Annotated in this window: 15 protein-coding genes, 2 tRNA genes and 1 pseudogene; 10 read left to right on the top strand and 8 right to left on the bottom strand. The window is 69.3% G+C overall.

The window, feature by feature from the left end:
- Window positions 1-2: 2 nt before the first annotated feature.
- Together ppk1 and QTI33_RS24575 are read right to left on the bottom strand one after the other, a co-directional pair.
- The gene (gene ppk1 / locus QTI33_RS24580) at window positions 3-2,141 is read right to left on the bottom strand and encodes a polyphosphate kinase 1 (RefSeq protein WP_286508984.1); all 2,139 of its coding nucleotides are present in this window, start codon (window positions 2,139-2,141) and stop codon (window positions 3-5) included.
- A gap of 121 nt (window positions 2,142-2,262) precedes the next feature.
- Window positions 2,263-3,126 carry a GNAT family N-acetyltransferase gene (locus QTI33_RS24575; RefSeq protein WP_286508983.1) on the bottom strand — a complete coding sequence of 288 codons (864 nt, stop codon included), beginning with the start codon at window positions 3,124-3,126 and terminating at the stop codon, window positions 2,263-2,265.
- 135 nt (window positions 3,127-3,261) lie between these two features.
- Between QTI33_RS24575 and QTI33_RS24570 the strand changes: the two genes are divergently transcribed.
- The 4 genes from QTI33_RS24570 to QTI33_RS24555 all read left to right on the top strand — a co-directional run bounded on the left by QTI33_RS24570 (window position 3,262) and on the right by QTI33_RS24555 (window position 6,138).
- Window positions 3,262-4,944: an FAD-dependent oxidoreductase gene (locus QTI33_RS24570; RefSeq protein WP_286508982.1), complete on the top strand. Its 1,683-nt coding sequence runs from the start codon at window positions 3,262-3,264 to the stop codon at window positions 4,942-4,944.
- A gap of 28 nt (window positions 4,945-4,972) precedes the next feature.
- A complete protein-coding gene (locus QTI33_RS24565) occupies window positions 4,973-5,233 on the top strand; it encodes a UBP-type zinc finger domain-containing protein (protein ID WP_286508981.1) in 261 nt (86 codons plus the stop codon).
- 71 nt (window positions 5,234-5,304) lie between these two features.
- Complete coding sequence (locus QTI33_RS24560) at window positions 5,305-6,009, top strand: glutathione binding-like protein (protein WP_286508980.1); 705 nt, start codon at window positions 5,305-5,307, stop codon at window positions 6,007-6,009.
- Window positions 6,010-6,061: 52 nt separating this feature from the next.
- Window positions 6,062-6,138: transfer RNA gene (locus QTI33_RS24555), tRNA-Pro, on the top strand.
- A 72-nt stretch (window positions 6,139-6,210) separates the two neighbouring features.
- On the opposite strand, the gene QTI33_RS24550 is transcribed toward QTI33_RS24555, so the two are convergent.
- Window positions 6,211-6,570 carry an SPW repeat protein gene (locus tag QTI33_RS24550; RefSeq protein WP_286508979.1) on the bottom strand — a complete coding sequence of 120 codons (360 nt, stop codon included), beginning with the start codon at window positions 6,568-6,570 and terminating at the stop codon, window positions 6,211-6,213.
- Between the two features lie 85 nt (window positions 6,571-6,655).
- Window positions 6,656-7,474 carry a class I SAM-dependent methyltransferase gene (locus QTI33_RS24545; RefSeq protein WP_286508978.1) on the bottom strand — a complete coding sequence of 273 codons (819 nt, stop codon included), beginning with the start codon at window positions 7,472-7,474 and terminating at the stop codon, window positions 6,656-6,658.
- Window positions 7,475-7,624: 150 nt separating this feature from the next.
- Between QTI33_RS24545 and QTI33_RS24540 the strand changes: the two genes are divergently transcribed.
- Window positions 7,625-7,701, top strand: a tRNA-Arg gene (locus QTI33_RS24540).
- Between the two features lie 30 nt (window positions 7,702-7,731).
- The gene (locus QTI33_RS24535; protein WP_286508977.1) at window positions 7,732-8,106 is read left to right on the top strand and encodes a VOC family protein; all 375 of its coding nucleotides are present in this window, start codon (window positions 7,732-7,734) and stop codon (window positions 8,104-8,106) included.
- Window positions 8,107-8,133: 27 nt separating this feature from the next.
- Here QTI33_RS24535 and QTI33_RS24530 read toward each other — a convergent pair whose 3' ends face one another.
- Window positions 8,134-9,348: an NUDIX hydrolase gene (locus QTI33_RS24530; RefSeq protein WP_286508976.1), complete on the bottom strand. Its 1,215-nt coding sequence runs from the start codon at window positions 9,346-9,348 to the stop codon at window positions 8,134-8,136.
- Between the two features lie 129 nt (window positions 9,349-9,477).
- Between QTI33_RS24530 and QTI33_RS24525 the strand changes: the two genes are divergently transcribed.
- Window positions 9,478-9,675 carry a hypothetical protein gene (locus tag QTI33_RS24525; RefSeq protein ID WP_286508975.1) on the top strand — a complete coding sequence of 66 codons (198 nt, stop codon included), beginning with the start codon at window positions 9,478-9,480 and terminating at the stop codon, window positions 9,673-9,675.
- A 24-nt stretch (window positions 9,676-9,699) separates the two neighbouring features.
- Here QTI33_RS24525 and QTI33_RS24520 read toward each other — a convergent pair whose 3' ends face one another.
- Together QTI33_RS24520 and QTI33_RS24515 are read right to left on the bottom strand one after the other, a co-directional pair.
- The gene (locus QTI33_RS24520) at window positions 9,700-9,939 is read right to left on the bottom strand and encodes a DNA-directed RNA polymerase subunit alpha C-terminal domain-containing protein (RefSeq protein ID WP_286508974.1); all 240 of its coding nucleotides are present in this window, start codon (window positions 9,937-9,939) and stop codon (window positions 9,700-9,702) included.
- A gap of 151 nt (window positions 9,940-10,090) precedes the next feature.
- Entirely contained in the window at window positions 10,091-11,002 is a 912-nt protein-coding gene (locus QTI33_RS24515; protein WP_286508973.1) for a LysR family transcriptional regulator, read from the bottom strand.
- A gap of 106 nt (window positions 11,003-11,108) precedes the next feature.
- Between QTI33_RS24515 and QTI33_RS24510 the strand changes: the two genes are divergently transcribed.
- Together QTI33_RS24510 and dkgB are read left to right on the top strand one after the other, a co-directional pair.
- Window positions 11,109-12,311 carry an MFS transporter gene (locus tag QTI33_RS24510; protein ID WP_286508972.1) on the top strand — a complete coding sequence of 401 codons (1,203 nt, stop codon included), beginning with the start codon at window positions 11,109-11,111 and terminating at the stop codon, window positions 12,309-12,311.
- Window positions 12,308-13,117: a 2,5-didehydrogluconate reductase DkgB gene (gene dkgB / locus QTI33_RS24505; protein WP_286508971.1), complete on the top strand. Its 810-nt coding sequence runs from the start codon at window positions 12,308-12,310 to the stop codon at window positions 13,115-13,117. Before QTI33_RS24510 ends, dkgB begins: the two co-directional genes overlap by 4 nt.
- A gap of 1 nt (window position 13,118) precedes the next feature.
- Here the strand turns inward: dkgB and QTI33_RS24500 are convergent, their stop codons facing one another.
- Window positions 13,119-13,607 carry a BON domain-containing protein gene (locus QTI33_RS24500; RefSeq protein ID WP_286508970.1) on the bottom strand — a complete coding sequence of 163 codons (489 nt, stop codon included), beginning with the start codon at window positions 13,605-13,607 and terminating at the stop codon, window positions 13,119-13,121.
- Between the two features lie 495 nt (window positions 13,608-14,102).
- On the opposite strand from QTI33_RS24500, the pseudogene QTI33_RS24495 reads away from it, so the two are divergent.
- Window positions 14,103-15,935: pseudogene (locus QTI33_RS24495) on the top strand (hypothetical protein); the annotation flags it as partial.

The following is a 15,935-nucleotide window of genomic DNA, read 5'->3' as shown; positions in this document are numbered from 1 at the left end:
GTTCAGTCCCGTGATGCGGCGCGACTGCGTCCGCGCGATGCGTAGCGGTTCATGAGCGCGGTCTGGGCGCCATGGGCCTCGATGGCCCGCGAGGCGCCCTCCTCGCCCGGATGGGTGTCCTCGTAGACCCGGTGGTAGGCGCCGTCGGCGCCCAGGTCCCAGGCATCGCGGCCGTCGTGCAGGTAGGCCACCAGGCACTCGTCGATGAGCCGCTGGCGCAGCACCGGATCGGTCACCGGCCAGGCCAGCTCGATGCGCCGCATCATGTTGCGGTTCATCCAGTCGGCACTCGACAGGTAGAGCGACTCGTCCTGGCCCTGGCGGAAATAGAACACCCGCGAATGCTCCAGGAAGCGGCCGATCACCGAGCGCACCCGGATGTTGTCGGTCAGGCCCGGCACCCGGGCCGGCAAGGTGCAGGCGCCGCGCACGATGAGGTCGATCTTGGCGCCTTTCTGGCCCGCGCGGACCAGGGCGGCGATCAGCGCCTCGTCGGTCAAGGCGTTCATCTTGGCGACGATGCGGGTGGCTTCGCCGGCCGCGGCCGCCGTGCCGAGCGCGTCGATGCGGGCGATCAGGTTGCGATGCAGGTCGAAGGGCGCCAGCCACATCCGGTGGAGCTTCGGCAGCCGGCTCTGGCTGGCCATGTGCACGAACACCGCCTCCATGTCGGCGGTCAGCAGCGGGTCGGCCGTGAGGTGGCTGATGTCGGTGTAGAGCGCGGCGGTGCGCGGGTTGTAGTTGCCGGTCGACAGATGGCCGTAGCGCTGCATCTTCTTGCCTTCGCGGCGCGTCACCAGCAGCATCTTGGCGTGGGTCTTGAGCCCGACCACGCCGTAGACCACCTGGGCCCCGATCGACTCGAGCATCTCGGCCCAGTTGATGTTGGCCTCTTCGTCGAAGCGCGCCTTGAGCTCGACCACCACCGTCACCTCCTTGCCGCGGCGAACGGCCTCGCGCAGCAGGTCCATCAGCTCGGAGTCGGTGCCGGTGCGGTAGATGGTCTGCTTGATCGCCAGCACCTGCGGGTCTTGCACCGCTTCGCGCAGGAAGGCCAGCACGCCGCCGAAACTCTCGAAGGGCTGGTGGATCAGCACGTCGCTGCGCTGCAGCCGGTCGAAGAAGGACTGGCCCGGCGACAGCGTGATCGGGTAGGACGCCTGGTACGGTTGGAAGCGCAGCTGCGGTTCGTCGAGCAGGTCGATCAGCTGGGTCAGGCGCGCCAGGTTCACCGGCCCGTGGACACGGTAGAGCGCGGGCGGCGGCAGGTTGAACTGCGCCAGCAGGAAGCTGGCCAGCGCCTCGGCGCAGCTGGACGAGACCTCCAGCCGCACGGCCTGGCCGTAGTGGCGATGCTGCAGCCCCTGGCGCAGCGCGGTGCGCAGGTTGCGCACGTCCTCTTCGTCGACCGCCAGATCGGAATGCCGGGTGACGCGGAACTGCGAGAACTCGCCGACCTCCCGGCCCGGGAACATGCTCGACAGGTGGGCCCGCACCACGCTCGACAACGCGATGAAGAGCGTCTTGCCGCCCGACAGCTTGGCCGGCATGCGGATCACCCGCGGCAGCACGCGCGGCACCTTGAGGATGGCGATCGGGTTCTCGCGGCCGAAGGCGTCCTTGCCGCCCAGCCGGACGATGAAATTGAGCGACTTGTTGGCGACCTGCGGGAACGGATGGGCCGGATCGAGCCCGACCGGGATCAGCAGCGGGCGCACCTCGCGCTCGAAGTACTCGTGCACCCATTTGCGCTGGGCCGGATTGCGCTCGCCGTGGGAGATGATGTGGATGCCCTGGGCCGCGAAGGCCGGGATCAGGGCCTCGTTGTAGAGCCCGTACTGGCGCCCCACCAGCGAGTGCGCCGCCGCGGCCAGCCGCTCGAAGCTCTCGACCGTGTAGTTGCCCTTCTGCTCGCCGGCGACGCCGGCCGCCAGGTGCGGCGCGGCCCGGACCTCGAAGAACTCGTCGAGGTTCGAGGAAACGATGCACAGATAGCGCAGTCGCTCGATCAACGGCACTTCGGGGCGGTAGGCCCAGTCGAGCACGCGCTCGTTGAAGGCCAGGATGGCGTGGTCCCGATCGAGCAGGGTCAGGGCGGGTTCGGCGTTGGCGGGCGAGGTGTCGTGAGTGGCTGGCGACATGAAGAGAGATTCTGTAACAACCGCCGCAGAAATGCTAAGCGGTCGCAGCCCGCCAGTGTCGAGGCCGAACATGACAGTTTTGTGACCGTCACATGACAGCTGCACGCGGCCCGGGCGCCGCTCAGCGGCCCTGGAAGTGGCGCTTGTAGCGCGCCGGCAGGTCGTCGATGCGCATCAGCATCGGCAGGTCGGCGGTGTTGAAATCCGGGTCCCAGGCCGGCGGGCCGAGCACCTTGGCGCCGAGCCGGAGGTAGCCCTTGATGAGCGCCGGCGGCTCGACATCGAGTGCGCCGTCGAGGCGCTGCACCGGCAGCGGCAGGCGCGGCTGCACCTGGTACTGGATCGGCGCCATGTGGGTGGCCGAGAGCTGGCGCCAGATGCTGGCCGCGGCATCGCCGCTGGTCACGCCGTGATGCCACATCGGGATGCTGGCGCAGCCGATCATGGTGTCCAGCTTGTTGCGGCTCATGAAGCCCGCCAGGGCGCCCCAGAGCGCCAGGATCACGCCGCCTTGGCGATGCTCGGCATGGACGCAGCTGCGGCCCAGCTCGACCATGCGCTCGCGCAGGTCGCGCAGCCGGGTCAGGTCGAATTCGATGTCGCTGTAGGTGCTGCCGACGCGCCGGGCCTGGGCCGGCGTCAGCACCCGGTAGGTGCCGATCACCTGGCCGCTGGCGTCGTCGCGCACCAGCAGGTGCTCGCAGAAGTCGTCGAAGAGGTCGATGTCATGCCCGGCGACCGGCGTCGTCAGCCGCGCGCCCATCTCTCCGGCGAACACCGTGTAGCGCAGCCGCTGGGCGGCGCGGACCTCGTCCTGGTGGCGGGCCCAGCTCACGCTGATGCCAGCGGCGCTGTCGGCGGCCGCTGGCCGGGCGCGCGGCACGGCAATTGCATCGGCATGGCGTGCCGGTTCCGGCGCGGGCCACAGGGCGCCGCGCAGGCCCAGCTGCGAAAACGGGAAGGTGGGCGTGGGCAGTTCTTTCATGGGGACCCTTTCTGCGAAGGCAGTCTCGGCACCCGCGGTGAAACAAGCATGTCCGTTCGAAGGCAATTCGATGACGGCGGGCGCTGCCGGCCGCTTCAGCGTTTAATTCCGCAGATTCGTTCCCATGGAGAGCCGATGGCCACCGAAACAAGAATTGAAGTCGAGACCCGCCGCCACCAGATGTTTCCGGTCCTGAGCGCGCAGGACATCGGGCGCATCCGGCGCTTCGGCAGCGTGCGGCGCTTCGCGCGCGGCGACTGCCTGTTCCGCGCCGGCGAGCCCGGGCCCGGAATGTTCGTCGTGCTCGAAGGCGTGGTCGCCATCACGCAGCGCGACGGCCTGGGCCACGTGGTGCCGATCGAACACCAGGGCCCGGGGCATTTCCTGGCCGAGATCGCCCAGCTGTCGGGGCGTCCCGCCCTGGTCGACGGCCACGCCGAGGAAGACGTCGAGACCCTGCTGGTGCCGCCGGACCAGTTGCGCGCGCTGATCATCGCCGAGGCCGACCTGGGTGAGCGGCTGGTGCGGGCGATGATCCTGCGCCGGGTGGCGCTGATCGAGTCCGGCGCCAGCGGGCCGGTGCTGATCGGGCCGCCGCAGTCGGCCGGCGTGCTGCGGCTGCAGAACTTCCTGGGCCGCAACGGCTACCCGTACCACGTGGTCGATGCCACCCAGGACGCCGATGCGGCGGCGCTGCTCGAGCAGTACGGCGAGGCCGAACTGCTGGCCGTCTGCCCCGACGGCAGCGTGATGCCGAACCCGACCGAGCACGCGCTGGCCCGCTGCCTGGGCATGGTCGACAGCATCGAGCACGAAGACCTGTTCGACGTGCTGGTGGTCGGCGCCGGCCCGGCGGGGCTCGCCACCGCGGTCTACGCGGCCTCCGAAGGCCTGCGCGTGATCGTGGTCGACTGCCGCTTCTTCGGCGGCCAGGCCGGCGCCAGCGCCCGGATCGAGAACTACCTGGGCTTCCCGACCGGCATCTCGGGCGGGGCGCTGGCCGGGCGCGCCTATGTGCAGGCGCAGAAGTTCGGCGTCGAGATGCTGATCCCGGCCCAGGTCGAATCGCTCGACTGCAGCGCCGCCGAAACGCGCGGCGAAGTCTCGGTGCTGCTGGCCGACGGCCGGCGCCTGAGGTCGAAGACGCTGGTGATCGCCAGCGGCGCGCGCTACCGCCGGCCCGAGGTGCCGCGGCTGGCCGATTTCGAGGGCCGGGGCATCTGGTACTGGGCCTCGGCGCTGGAGGCCAAGCTCTGCGCCCGGCAGGAGGTCGCGCTGGTCGGCGGCGGCAACTCGGCCGGCCAGGCGGCGGTCTTCCTGTCGCAGCATGCGGCCAAGGTCAACGTGCTGGTGCGCGGACCCTCGCTGGCCGCCACCATGTCGCGCTACCTGATCGATCGCATCGAGGCCAGCGACAACATCGAGCTGCACCCGCACACCGAGCTGGTGGCGCTGCACGGCGAGCCGGGCAGCGGCCTGAACGGCGCCACCTGGCGAGACCGGCGCAGCGGCCTGCAGGAAGACTGCCCGGCACGCAACATCTTCCTCTTCATCGGCGCCGTGCCCGAGACCGACTGGCTCGAGGGCTGCGGAGTGGCGCTCGACAAGCACGGCTTCGTGCTCACGGGCCAGGTGGCGCGCGGCGGCTTTCCGGCCAAGACCGCGGCGGCGCTCGAATCGAGCGTGCCCGGCGTGTTCGCGGTCGGCGACGTGCGCTCGGGCTCGGTCAAGCGCGTCGGCGGCGCCATCGGCGAAGGCGCCGCGGTGGTCGCCCTGATCCATCAGCATCTGGCTGCTGCAGCCGCGACGGCGGCCTGACGCGCCCGACGACCAAGGAGTTCCCTCGATGTCCGTCTACCCCTGCTCCCACGTGCCGAACGTGATCGTGCCGCCTTCGTCGGCCGGCTGCGAGGAATGCCTCGCGCTCGGCGACACCTGGGTCCACCTGCGGCTGTGCGTGCATTGCGGCCATGTGGGCTGCTGCGATTCGTCGAAGAACCGGCACGCGACGCGCCATTTCCACGCCACCGGGCATGCCGTGGTCGCGTCGCTGGAGCCGGACGAGGACTGGATGTGGTGCTATGCCCACGGGAGCCAGGTCGGGTAGGCGAACTGGGCGACGGCCGGCACGAATTCCCGGCCGGGGCTATGCTGGCCGGCTTTTCATCCCGACGCACCATGACCCAAGCCCCCATCGACGTCTATTCCTGGCCCACGCCCAACGGCCACAAGGTCCACATCATGCTGGAGGAGTGCGGCCTGCCCTACCGCGCGCACCCGATCCACATCGGCAAGGGCGACCAGTTCGAGCCCGCATTCCTGAAGATCAGCCCGAACAACAAGATCCCCGCCATCACCGACCCCCACGGACCCGACGGCCAGCCGATTTCGCTGTTCGAGTCGGGTGCGATCCTGGTCTATCTGGCCGGCAAGACCGGCAAGTTCCTGCCGACCGGCGACCGCGAGCGCTACGCGGTGCTGCAGTGGCTGATGTTCCAGATGGGCGGCGTCGGCCCGATGCTCGGCCAGGCCCATCATTTCCGCCTTTATGCGCCCGAGAAGATCGGCTATGCGATCGAGCGCTACAGCAACGAGGCCAAGCGGCTCTACGGCGTGATCGACAAACAGCTGTCGAGCCACCCGTTCATCGCCGGCGAGAGCTATTCGATCGCCGACATCGCGATCTTCCCGTGGCTGCGCAGCTGGGAGAACCAGGGCATCGTGCTGGCCGACTACCCGCATTTGAAGAAGTGGTTCGACGGCATCGCCGCGCGGCCCGCGGTGCAGCGCGGCGTCAAGGTGCTGGCCGACCTGCGGCAGCCGATCACGGGCGACAAGGAACGCGAAATCCTGTTTGGCAGCAAGCAGTATCAGCGGCGCTGAGGCGGTTTGCCCGGCCGAGCCTTCGATTCCCGGGTTAGAATCGAAGGCTCGTCGGGGTGTAGCGCAGCCTGGTAGCGCATCTGGTTTGGGACCAGAGGGTCGAAGGTTCGAATCCTTTCGCCCCGACCATCAAAAAGTGAACGCCTGCAAGGACTCCGGTTCTTGCAGGCGTTTTGCTTTTCGCGGCGGACGCGCCAGCCGTCAGTGCGCCGGCTTGCCTCTGTGGATGTAGTCCTTGTCGGTCGCCAGCACCCAGAGCGCCAGGACGACCACCGCGACCCCCGTGCACACGGCCGCCATCTTGGGCTCGCGCATCGCGGCGAAGCCGAGCGCCCACGGCGAGATGACCATCCACAGCCCCAACGCGCCTTCGGTCCATTCTTCCCACGCGCGGGGAACGAAGGTGGCGCCCAGCGCGGTGGCGCCCAGCAGGATGCCCACGGCCACCGCGTTCATGGATGGCGTGGCCTGGTCCTGGAAGCCCACCACCCAGGGCGACAGGATCAACCAGACACCGAGCACCGCGTTCAGCGGATCCTGCCAGTGTTTGACGTGCTTCATGGCTCTAACCTCCTGACGTCGCATGATCGCGGCGACCCTCTTTCGACTGCCAGGCGGGCGCGAAGGTTCAGTCCGGCGCCCTGCTTCAGTTGCTTGCCATGACCACCTGGGCCTGGATCCGCCCGTCGACCGCGCCGCTGCCGAAGCGCGCTTCCAGGGCCCGGGCACAGGCGCTGGTGGCGGCGGCCAACCCGTCGGCCGCGCGCGCCTCGATCTCGTTGCGCAGCGGCGTCCCCTGGCAGTAGGCCAGCGCCACCGCCTGGGCCGAGGGGGCGCGGCTGCGGGCCGTCACGGTCTCGATCACCGGTGCCGCCGCGAATCCCGCGTCGGCCAGGTCGCGCGCGATCCGTTCGGGTTCGAAATAGCCGTGGGGCGTGCGTGCCATGAAACGCGGGGGGTCGTCGGGATAGAGCGCAGCGAGCGCGGCGGTGACCACGTCCGCGAATTCGTTGACCTCGATCCGGTCCCAAACATTGAACAACAGTGCGCCGCCGGGCCGAAGCACCCGCCGCGCCTCGGCGAAGGCGGCCGGCTTGTCGGGAAAGAACATGACGCCGAACTGGCACACCACCAGGTCGAACGCCCCCGCCGCGAACGGCAGCTGCATCGCGTCGGCCGGCTGCCAGACCACCGGCCGCGCGGTGCCGACGGCGGCCGCGCGCGCCAGCATCGGCGGGTTCAGGTCGGTGGCCACCAGCGCGACCTGCGGCGGGAGCGTCCTGGCCAGCGCGCGGGTGACGACCCCCGTGCCGGCCGCCGTCTCCAGCACCCGGCCCGGCGCCAGCGCCGCCGCCCGGCGCGCGAGGTCGAGCGCATAGGGTTCGAAGATCAGGGGCACCAGTTGGGTGTCGTAGAGCTCGGGAATCGAGCCCGCGAAGTTCGCGTCGGAACTGGGTGTGTCCATGAAGGCCTCCTGCAGGTCGGGTTCGCGCCGCCCGCCAGTATCCCCGGCCGCCTCGCCGCCGCCAACTCCGGCGCCCCGCGGCCACCGTAGAATCGCGGTCGCGCACCCGCTGCCCCGGCAGGCCCGGTCGCGGCTTTTCAGTTTCTCTGCGCGGCGGTAGCTCAACCGGATAGAGCACCAGCCTTCTAAGCTGGGGGTTACGGGTTCGATTCCTGTCCGCCGCGCCATTGCACGTGATTCCCGACCAGGAGACATCGATGCTGCAGCAATCCCCCTTGTACGCCTACATTCCCGCCCGCGACATGGCACGGGCGCGCCGCTTCTACGAAGAACAGCTGGGCTTCACGCCCGCGGCCGAGATCGCCGGCGGCGTGCACTACGCGTTCGCGGGCGGCACCGGCTGCTTTCTCTACCCGACGCCCAACGCCGGCACTTCGCAGGCCAGCCAGGCCTTCTGGCAAGTGGCCGACATCGAGCGCGAGGTCGCCGAGCTGAAGGCGCGCGGCGTGGTCTTCGAGCGCTACGGCATGCCGGGCGAGGACGCCAGCGGCATCGTGACCCAGGGCGGCGCCAGGGCCGCGTGGTTCAAGGACAGCGAGGGCAACATCATGGCGGTGATCCAGAGCCTCTAGCGAGGCTTGGTCCGTCCCGCCAGCATCTCAGACGCGCAGCAGGAAGCCGCTGCGCAAGGCCAGCCACTCGACCTCGCCGGCGGCCAGGCCCGGCGCCGATGGCGCCTCGGCGGCGAACAGCATCCGCTCTTCTTCCAGCAGCCATCCCTGGCGCAGCACGCGCAGCCGGCAGCCGCCGAGGTCGATGCGCTCGCCCGGGGCTGTCGGCATGCCGTGCGCCGAGAGCACCCAGCGCACCGGCCCGGGCGCCGACGACAGCAGCAAGGCGCGGTGCCGCTCGTCGCCGCCGTCGACGTCGATCAGCGCCCACTCGTTGCGCTCGCCACCCACCAGGTAGCCATTGACCAGCTGGCCGCCCCGGCGCACCGTCGCTCGCAGCACCCGCGGCGACAGCGACATCACCAGGCCATCGTCCAGTTCGCAGCGGCCGTGGCCCTCGCCCTCCGGGTCGATGCGGGCGATCTCGGCATAGGCGGGCTCGTCGGGATTCACGGCGCGCAAGCCGTCCGCCGCCAGGGCGCGGCGCGGCATGACCAGCGGGATCTGCGGCAACCCGCGGGCGTGCGCCATGCAAGCCTCGGCACTGTCGAAGGCCGCCAGTTGCTGCAGCACCCGGCGCTGCACGTTCATGAGCCGCAGGCCGCGGGCCGGATCGAGGGCCTCGGCCGGCCGCAGCCAGAAGTGCTCCACCGTTTCCCGGCCGTCGGGGCGGGCCTGCTGCCGCTGCGGCGCCAGCGCGACGAAGAAGCGGGTGTCGAAACGCCGCGGCATGCCGGGCGGCGTCAGCCAATGGGCGAAATAGGCCAGCCGATCGGCCGCCAGCCGCCAGCCACGCTCGGCACACAACCCGCGCAGCGAGGCCGCGCCCTCTTCCGTGGTGGCCCGCAGCGCCGCGAGCTCGGCGTCGGGCAGCGCGTCGAGGGCAACCGGGCGGCCGTCGGCCCCGCTGGCGAACAGCAGGCCGGCCTCTTCGAAGCATTCGCGGATCGCCGCGGCGTAGAAATCGAGTCCCCCCTCCGGCAACGCCAGCCGCTGGCTCGCCGCGGCATCGTCGGGCGCGTCGCAGCAGGCATGCAGCAGGCGGTCCTGGGGGTCGACACCGCCACCGGGAAAGACGCTGGCGCCGCTGTTCTGGTCGCCCTCCTCCTCGGCACGGCGCAGCATCAGCACCTCGAGGCCGGCGGCCCCATCGCGCAGGACGATCAGCGTGGCCGCGAAACGGATCGGGCGCCGGGGCGCCAACGGGGGGGAGTGATGAGCTGGATTCATGCGAGGTCGGCTGCCGTTTTACCAGCTTCGCGCCTCGTCTGGAGGGGGGAGGAAGGCGGCCGCCGATTGCGCCACACTCCCGCGCGTCGACGGAGGTTTTACTTGGTCAAGAAGATTCAGCTCAATGACGAACAATGGCGCACGCTGCTGGCCCTTCACGAGGCCCATACGCGGCGCTCGCCGACCGAGGCGATCAGCGTGTCGGAGCGCCTGCTGTCGAACGGACTGGTCGGCTGCGACCGGCAGGGCGGCAAGTTCCTGACCGAACAGGGCCGCGAACGCCTGAACCAGGGTCGCTGAAACCGGGACCGCCCGGCCGCCGGCTCATTCCGCGAGCCGCAGGCCCTGGCGGTCGATGCTGTCGACGATCTCGCGCAGCGAATTGCGGCCCAGCCGCGACAACGCGAACAGCTTGCGCGCCGGCAGCCGGACCAGGTCGCGGACCGTGTTGAGCTCGTTGACCCGCAGCAGGTTGGTGGTGCGGTCGCACAGTCGAAGGACGGCGATGTCGGCGTCGAGGACCGGGTCCGGCGTGGCGGCGTGGGCGGGGTGGCGTGGATCCATGGCGATGCCTCCTGAAAACGATGGCTGGAACTTGCACAGTTCATGCCAAGCCCGGGAGGCCCCTGTTTCGTGGATTTTCCCTGCAGAATCAAGTGTTTCGACTGAATAGAGAACAATCGTCTTGTTGTTTTTTCAGACGCTTGTCTTTTTTTCACACAGGGTTTTCCAGAACCCCGCCGCCGCCCAGGCGCTCGCCCACGAAGTCGAGGAAGCAGGTGATCCGGGCCGACAGCTGCGTGTTGCGGTAGTAGACCGCGTTGATCGGCTGGCGCACCTCGACGGTGTCGCGCGCCAGCAGCTGCACCAGGTCGCCCCGGGCGCAATCGGCCGCGGTCATGAAGTCGGCCAGGCAGACGATGCCCGCCCCGGCCAGCGCGAGCTGGCGCAGCGTCTCGCCGCTCGAGGCCGTGAGCGCCGGCGTGATCGGCCATTCGTCGCCCTGCGGCCCGCGCAGCGGCCAGCGGTTGAGCGACTCGGGCTGCGTGAAGCCCAGCAGCTGGTGGCGGGCGAGGCCCGCCACGCTCTTCGGCCGGCCCTGCTCGGCGAGGTAGGCCGGGCTCGCCAGCACCCGCAGCCGGCTGGTGGCGAGCGGGCGCGCGTGCAGCGTCGAATCGCGCAGCGCGCCGATGCGGATCGCGATGTCGGTGCGGCGCTCCAGCAGGTCGATGTTGAGTTCGTCGCTGTCGAGCTCGAGTTCGATCTGCGGATAGGCCCGCCGGAACGCCGGCACCAGCGGCACGATGGCATGCAGCATGAACGGCGACGCCGCGTTGACGCGCAGCCGGCCGGCGGGCTGCTGGCGCCGCGCCGCCATCTGCTCCTCGGCCTCGTCGATCGCCGCCAGGATCGCGCGCGCCCGCGCCAGGAAGGCACGCCCCTCCTCGGTGAGCTCGAGCCGGCGCGTGGTCCGGCGCAGCAGCGTGGTGGCCAGCTTGCGCTCGAGGCGCCCGAGCGCACGGCTCACGCCCGACACCGTCTGGCCGAGCTGCTCGGCCGCCGCGGTGATGGAACCGCCATCGACTACCGCGACCAGGGCTTGCAACTCCTCGACAGTGGTTTTCACAGGCTTCTCATTATTGATTTCAAGTCAATTAAATTCTGCTACAGACCCTCTTATTCTGCAAAGGTCAGGCCGCCACACTCGCACCCTGATTCCAAGGAGTGCATTCATGCCCATTGCTTTGCTGGCGCTGACGATCAGCGCCTTCGCCATCGGGACGACCGAATTCGTGATCGTCGGCCTGATCCCCACCATCGCGGCCGATTTGCAGATCGGGCTGCCCTCCGCCGGCCTGCTGGTCAGCCTCTACGCGCTCGGCGTCGCCATCGGCGCGCCGGTGCTCACCGCGCTGACCGGCAAGCTGCCGCGCAAGGCCTTGCTGCTCGGCCTGATGGCACTGTTCACGCTCGGCAACCTGCTGGCCTGGAAGGCGCCGGGCTACGAGACGCTGATCGCCGCGCGCATCCTGACCGGGCTCGCCCACGGCGTGTTCTTCTCGATCGGCTCCACCATCGCCACCGGCCTGGTGCCGAAGGAAAAGGCCGCCAGCGCGATCGCCCTCATGTTCACCGGCCTGACGGTGGCGCTGGTCACCGGCGTGCCGCTGGGCACCTTCATCGGCCAGCATTTCGGCTGGCGCGAGACCTTTCTCGCCGTCGCGGCGCTCGGCGTGATCGCCTTCATCGGCAGCGCGCTGTTCGTGCCCAGCGACATCCGCCACCGGCCGCCCGCCTCGCTGGGGCAGCAACTCCGGGTGCTGGCCGAGCCGCGCCTGCTGCTGGTCTACGCCAAGACCGCGATCGGCTACGGCGGCTCGTTCATTCCCTTCACCTTCCTGGCACCGATCCTCACCGAGGTATCGGGCTTCAGCCCCGGTGCCGTCGGCGGCGTGATGCTGGTGTACGGGCTCTCGGTGGCCGCCGGCAACCTCTGGGGCGGCAAGCTGGCCGACCGGCTGGGCCCGGTGCCGGCGCTCAAGATCATCTTCGCCCTGTTGGCGGCGGTGCTGCTGTTGCTGACATTCACGGCGCCGCACAAGTGGCTGGCCCTCGCCACCGTGCTGTTGTGGGGCGCCGTGGCCTTCGGCAACGTGCCCGGCCTGCAGGTCTACGTGGTGCAGCAGGCCGAACGCCACGCGCCGCAGGCGGTCGACGTCGCCTCGGGCCTCAACATCGCGGCCTTCAACCTCGGGATCGCCGGCGCGGCCTGGGCCGGTGGCCTGGTGGTCACGCACCTGGGTCTGGTCCACACGGGCTGGATCGGGGCGCTGGTGGTGCTGGTCGCGCTGGCCCTCACGGCCTGGAGCGGGCGGCTCGACCGCGCCCGCCCGGCCCCACCCCTCGATTTCCGTCAACCAAGGACCACATCATGACCCACACCCTTCCTCCCTTCGGCCTCGGCACCTTCCGCCTCCAGGGCCAGGCCGCCATCGATTCGGTCGCGACCGGCCTGGAACTGGGCTACCGCGCCGTCGACACGGCCCAGATCTACGGCAACGAGGCCGAGGTCGGACAGGCCATCGCCGCCAGCGGAGTGGCGCGCGACGCGCTGTTCCTGACCACCAAGATCTGGACCGACAACTACCCGGCCGACAAGCTGGTCCCGAGCCTGAAGGACAGCCTCGCCAAGCTGCGCACCGACCACGCGGACCTGGTGCTGATCCACTGGCCGTCGCCGGGCGGTGCCGTGGCGGTGGCCGAGTTCATGGGCGCACTGGCCGACGCCAAGGCGCGCGGCCTGGCGACGCAGATCGGGGTCTCGAACTTCAACATCGAACTGCTGCGGCAAGCCATCGCGGCAGTGGGCGCCGGCGAGATCGCCACCCACCAGATCGAATTGCATCCCTACCTGCAGAACCGCAAGGTGGTGGCGTTCGCCCACAGCCAGGGCATCCCCACCACGTCCTACATGACGCTCGGCTACGGCTCGGTGCTGAAAGACCCGGTGATAGGCGAAATCGCCGCGGCGCGGCAGGCGACCCCGGCCCAGGTCACGCTGGCCTGGGCCATGCAACTGGGCTATGCCGTGATCCCGTCGTCGACCCGGCGTGCCAACCTGGCCAGCAACCTGCTGGCGCGCGAACTGCGTCTGAGCGAGCCCGAGATGGCCAAGATCGCCGCACTGGACCGCAACGGCCGGCTCACCAGTCCCGAGGGCCTGGCGCCGGCTTGGGATTGAGTCAGAGCGCCCGGACGTCGAGCGCGTTGTCGACGGCGCTCACCCCCTGGACGCCGCCCGCCAGTTCAGCCGCGCGCGCCTTGGCGGCCGCGCTGGACGCCTGACCCGCCAGGTGCACGACGCCACCGCGGGTCTGGACCTCGATCCGGCTCGCCTTGAGCTCCGCATCCCTGGCCAGGGCCTGGGTCACCGACGCGGTGATGGCGGCGTCGTCGACGGTCGCCACGGCCGCGTTGCCGGCATTCTTGAGCGCACTCCCGACCGCCGCGGCATCCTGCCTGACCTCGGGCGAGGTGATGAAGGCACGGGTCTTGTCACGCGCCAGTTCGGCCATTTCAGCTGCCTTGTTGCCGGCGGCGGCCGCCGCCTTCTCGGCCTGGCCGACGGCGTCCGGCGGCCGGCGCGTCGCATCTCCGCCCCGGTCCGTGCACGCGATCAGACCGACCAGGCAGCCTGCTGCCACCACGCCGCCGATCCATTGCTTGCTCATTGCAGATCCTCCTTTTCACGGTGAGCGCGAGGGTGCCTCCAACGGGCTTCTCGCGTCCGCGAATTCTGTCCATCACCCCTGCATTGACGGCGGCGGAAAAAGGCCCAATTCCACTGTAGGCTGAATACGAATCTATTAATCTCGCATGATGAAATCAAATGACAGAATGTTGCCTGCGCTTACATGCCTTTTCCAGAAAATAGAACGCAGTTGTCGCTGAATTCGTCACCAGCCAATACGGTTGTAACAACGCTCAAGTCGTTTAAACACATAACGAAAGGAATTGAAAGAATACTTGCTGCGTAGGACCCTTCCCACGTACAAACCGGTATTCGTCTTAATCTCGAGGTCTTTTTGTTGAAAACATTAGATAAAAGTTCGCTTCTGCTTCTTATTGCAGCAGGGACATTGGCAGGTTGTGGGGGTGGGGGAAGCAGCGGCGGACTGGGTGTCGCCGCGCCGGGCAGCGTCGACAAGGTCGAGTCTGCCTCCACCGTGGATGGAACCGGCACGCTGATCGCCGACGCGAGCGCTGCGGTGCCTGCATCGACCGACAAAAAGGACGGTACGGTTCTCGCCGCTGTCACCGCGGTCGTCACCTACCCTGCGCCCGCCGGCCAAGTGGCGACGCACGTCGCCAACGAAGGTGAAGTCTTCACGCTGCCGACCACCACGCTGGTCCGCTTCGGCAAGGACTCGTCCTGGGCCGCCACCTATGCGCCCGCCAACATGGCCGTCTATTGCGGCGCCGCCATCTTCGGCAATCCCGGCGTCGCGGCACCGCGTGTCTGCGAAGCGCTGACGGCGGCCGGCACGCCGGCACCCGCGCCAGCCCCCGCACCTGCACCGGCTCCGGCTCCAGCAGCCCCGGCGCCCGCGCCGGCACCAGCGCCGGCACCAGCGCCAGCGCCAGCAGGCCAAGTCGCGAAGCAGGTCGCGAACGAGGGTCAGGTTTTCACCCTGCCGACCACGACGCTCGTGCGCTTCGGCAAGGGCACGTCGTGGTCCTTCACCTACGCCCCCGCGAACACGGCGGTCTACTGCGGCGCCCAGATCTTCGGCGAGCCCGGCGTGGCCGCGCCGCGTGTCTGCGAATCGCTGACGGCGGGAACCCCCGCGCCCGCACCGGCTCCGGCGCCCGCTCCGGCTGCACCGGCTCCCGCACCGGCACCGGCTCCGGCGCCCGCTCCGGCACCCGCACCCGCGCCCGCACCGGCTCCCGCCCCCATCTCGGGCGACGTCGTGGATTCGTCGATGAACGTCATCGCCTCGTCCTACCGGGCCATGGCGGCTCAGATGAGCAAGGACGCCGGCATCGCCTACCGCTACGGCCCCCCCGCCGGCGAAACGGCGGTCGGCAACATCGGCATTCCGACGCTGTACGCCCGCGATCCTGCCAATCCGCTGAATGTGCCGGGTCGCGGCACCTTGGCCGGTACCTGGCAGATCGGTGGTCCGCTGACGGCCGACGCCGGCCTCTATTCGACCAGCTCGGCCAACCTGACCTATGTGGCCGACAACCCGGCGCAGCGCATGGGCGTCACCGACCTGCAGGTGACCGGCTACCAGTACAACACCTTCGCCCAGACGCCGCAGCTCAGCTGGACCACGGGCGGCGCGACGGCCAACTACATCGACAGCCTGAACGCCGCGAGCTACAAGCAGTCCGGCATCGTCAGCGGCGACCCGGTGGCGATCGGCCGCTGCGAAGGGCAGACCGGCTTCTGCAACCAGTCGCTGGTGGCCTACCAGAACGGCGTGATCGGCACCTCCGGCAACAACACGGCGAACAACAAGACGACGACCAAGCTGCCCGCCAACAAGGTGCCGACCAGCATCGCCATCACCAACGACAACGAGTTCGCACTGGTGACGGTGTGGGACACGACCGCGCTCAAGGGCCAGGTCGCGGTGGTCGCGCTGGCCGGCCTGTGCAATGGCTGCAGCCCCTACTCGTCGGCGAACATCTACAACTACTGGTACGAATGGGCGGCACCGTACCCCGGGCTCTTCAACGTCGGCGACATCGCCTTCATGAAGATCCTGGGCTATGTCGACCTGCCGGGCATGGCGGCGCCGACCGAGATCGCCGTCACCACCGGCCTGAACCAATGGGCCACCCTGGACGTGAATGGCCGAGGCATCGCGTGGCAGACGCCGCTGACGAGCCAGAGCAACCGCCAGAGCTTCCTGAGCGGCGGCAGCAACTACGGCCGCTACGCCAAGGGCGGCGTGGCGGTGGTGGTCTCGAAGTCGGAGCAGAAGGTGGCGTTCATCGACCTGAAGCCGTTGTTCACCTACGTCAACAGCGTCTACTTCGGTGGCGAC

Origin of the sequence: Variovorax davisae, assembly GCF_030316845.1 — a bacterium.
Taxonomy (GTDB): Bacteria; Pseudomonadota; Gammaproteobacteria; order Burkholderiales; family Burkholderiaceae_C; genus Variovorax; species Variovorax davisae.
Note: the sequence above shows the minus strand (reverse complement) of the source record. Positions and strands in the feature narration are given on the sequence as shown.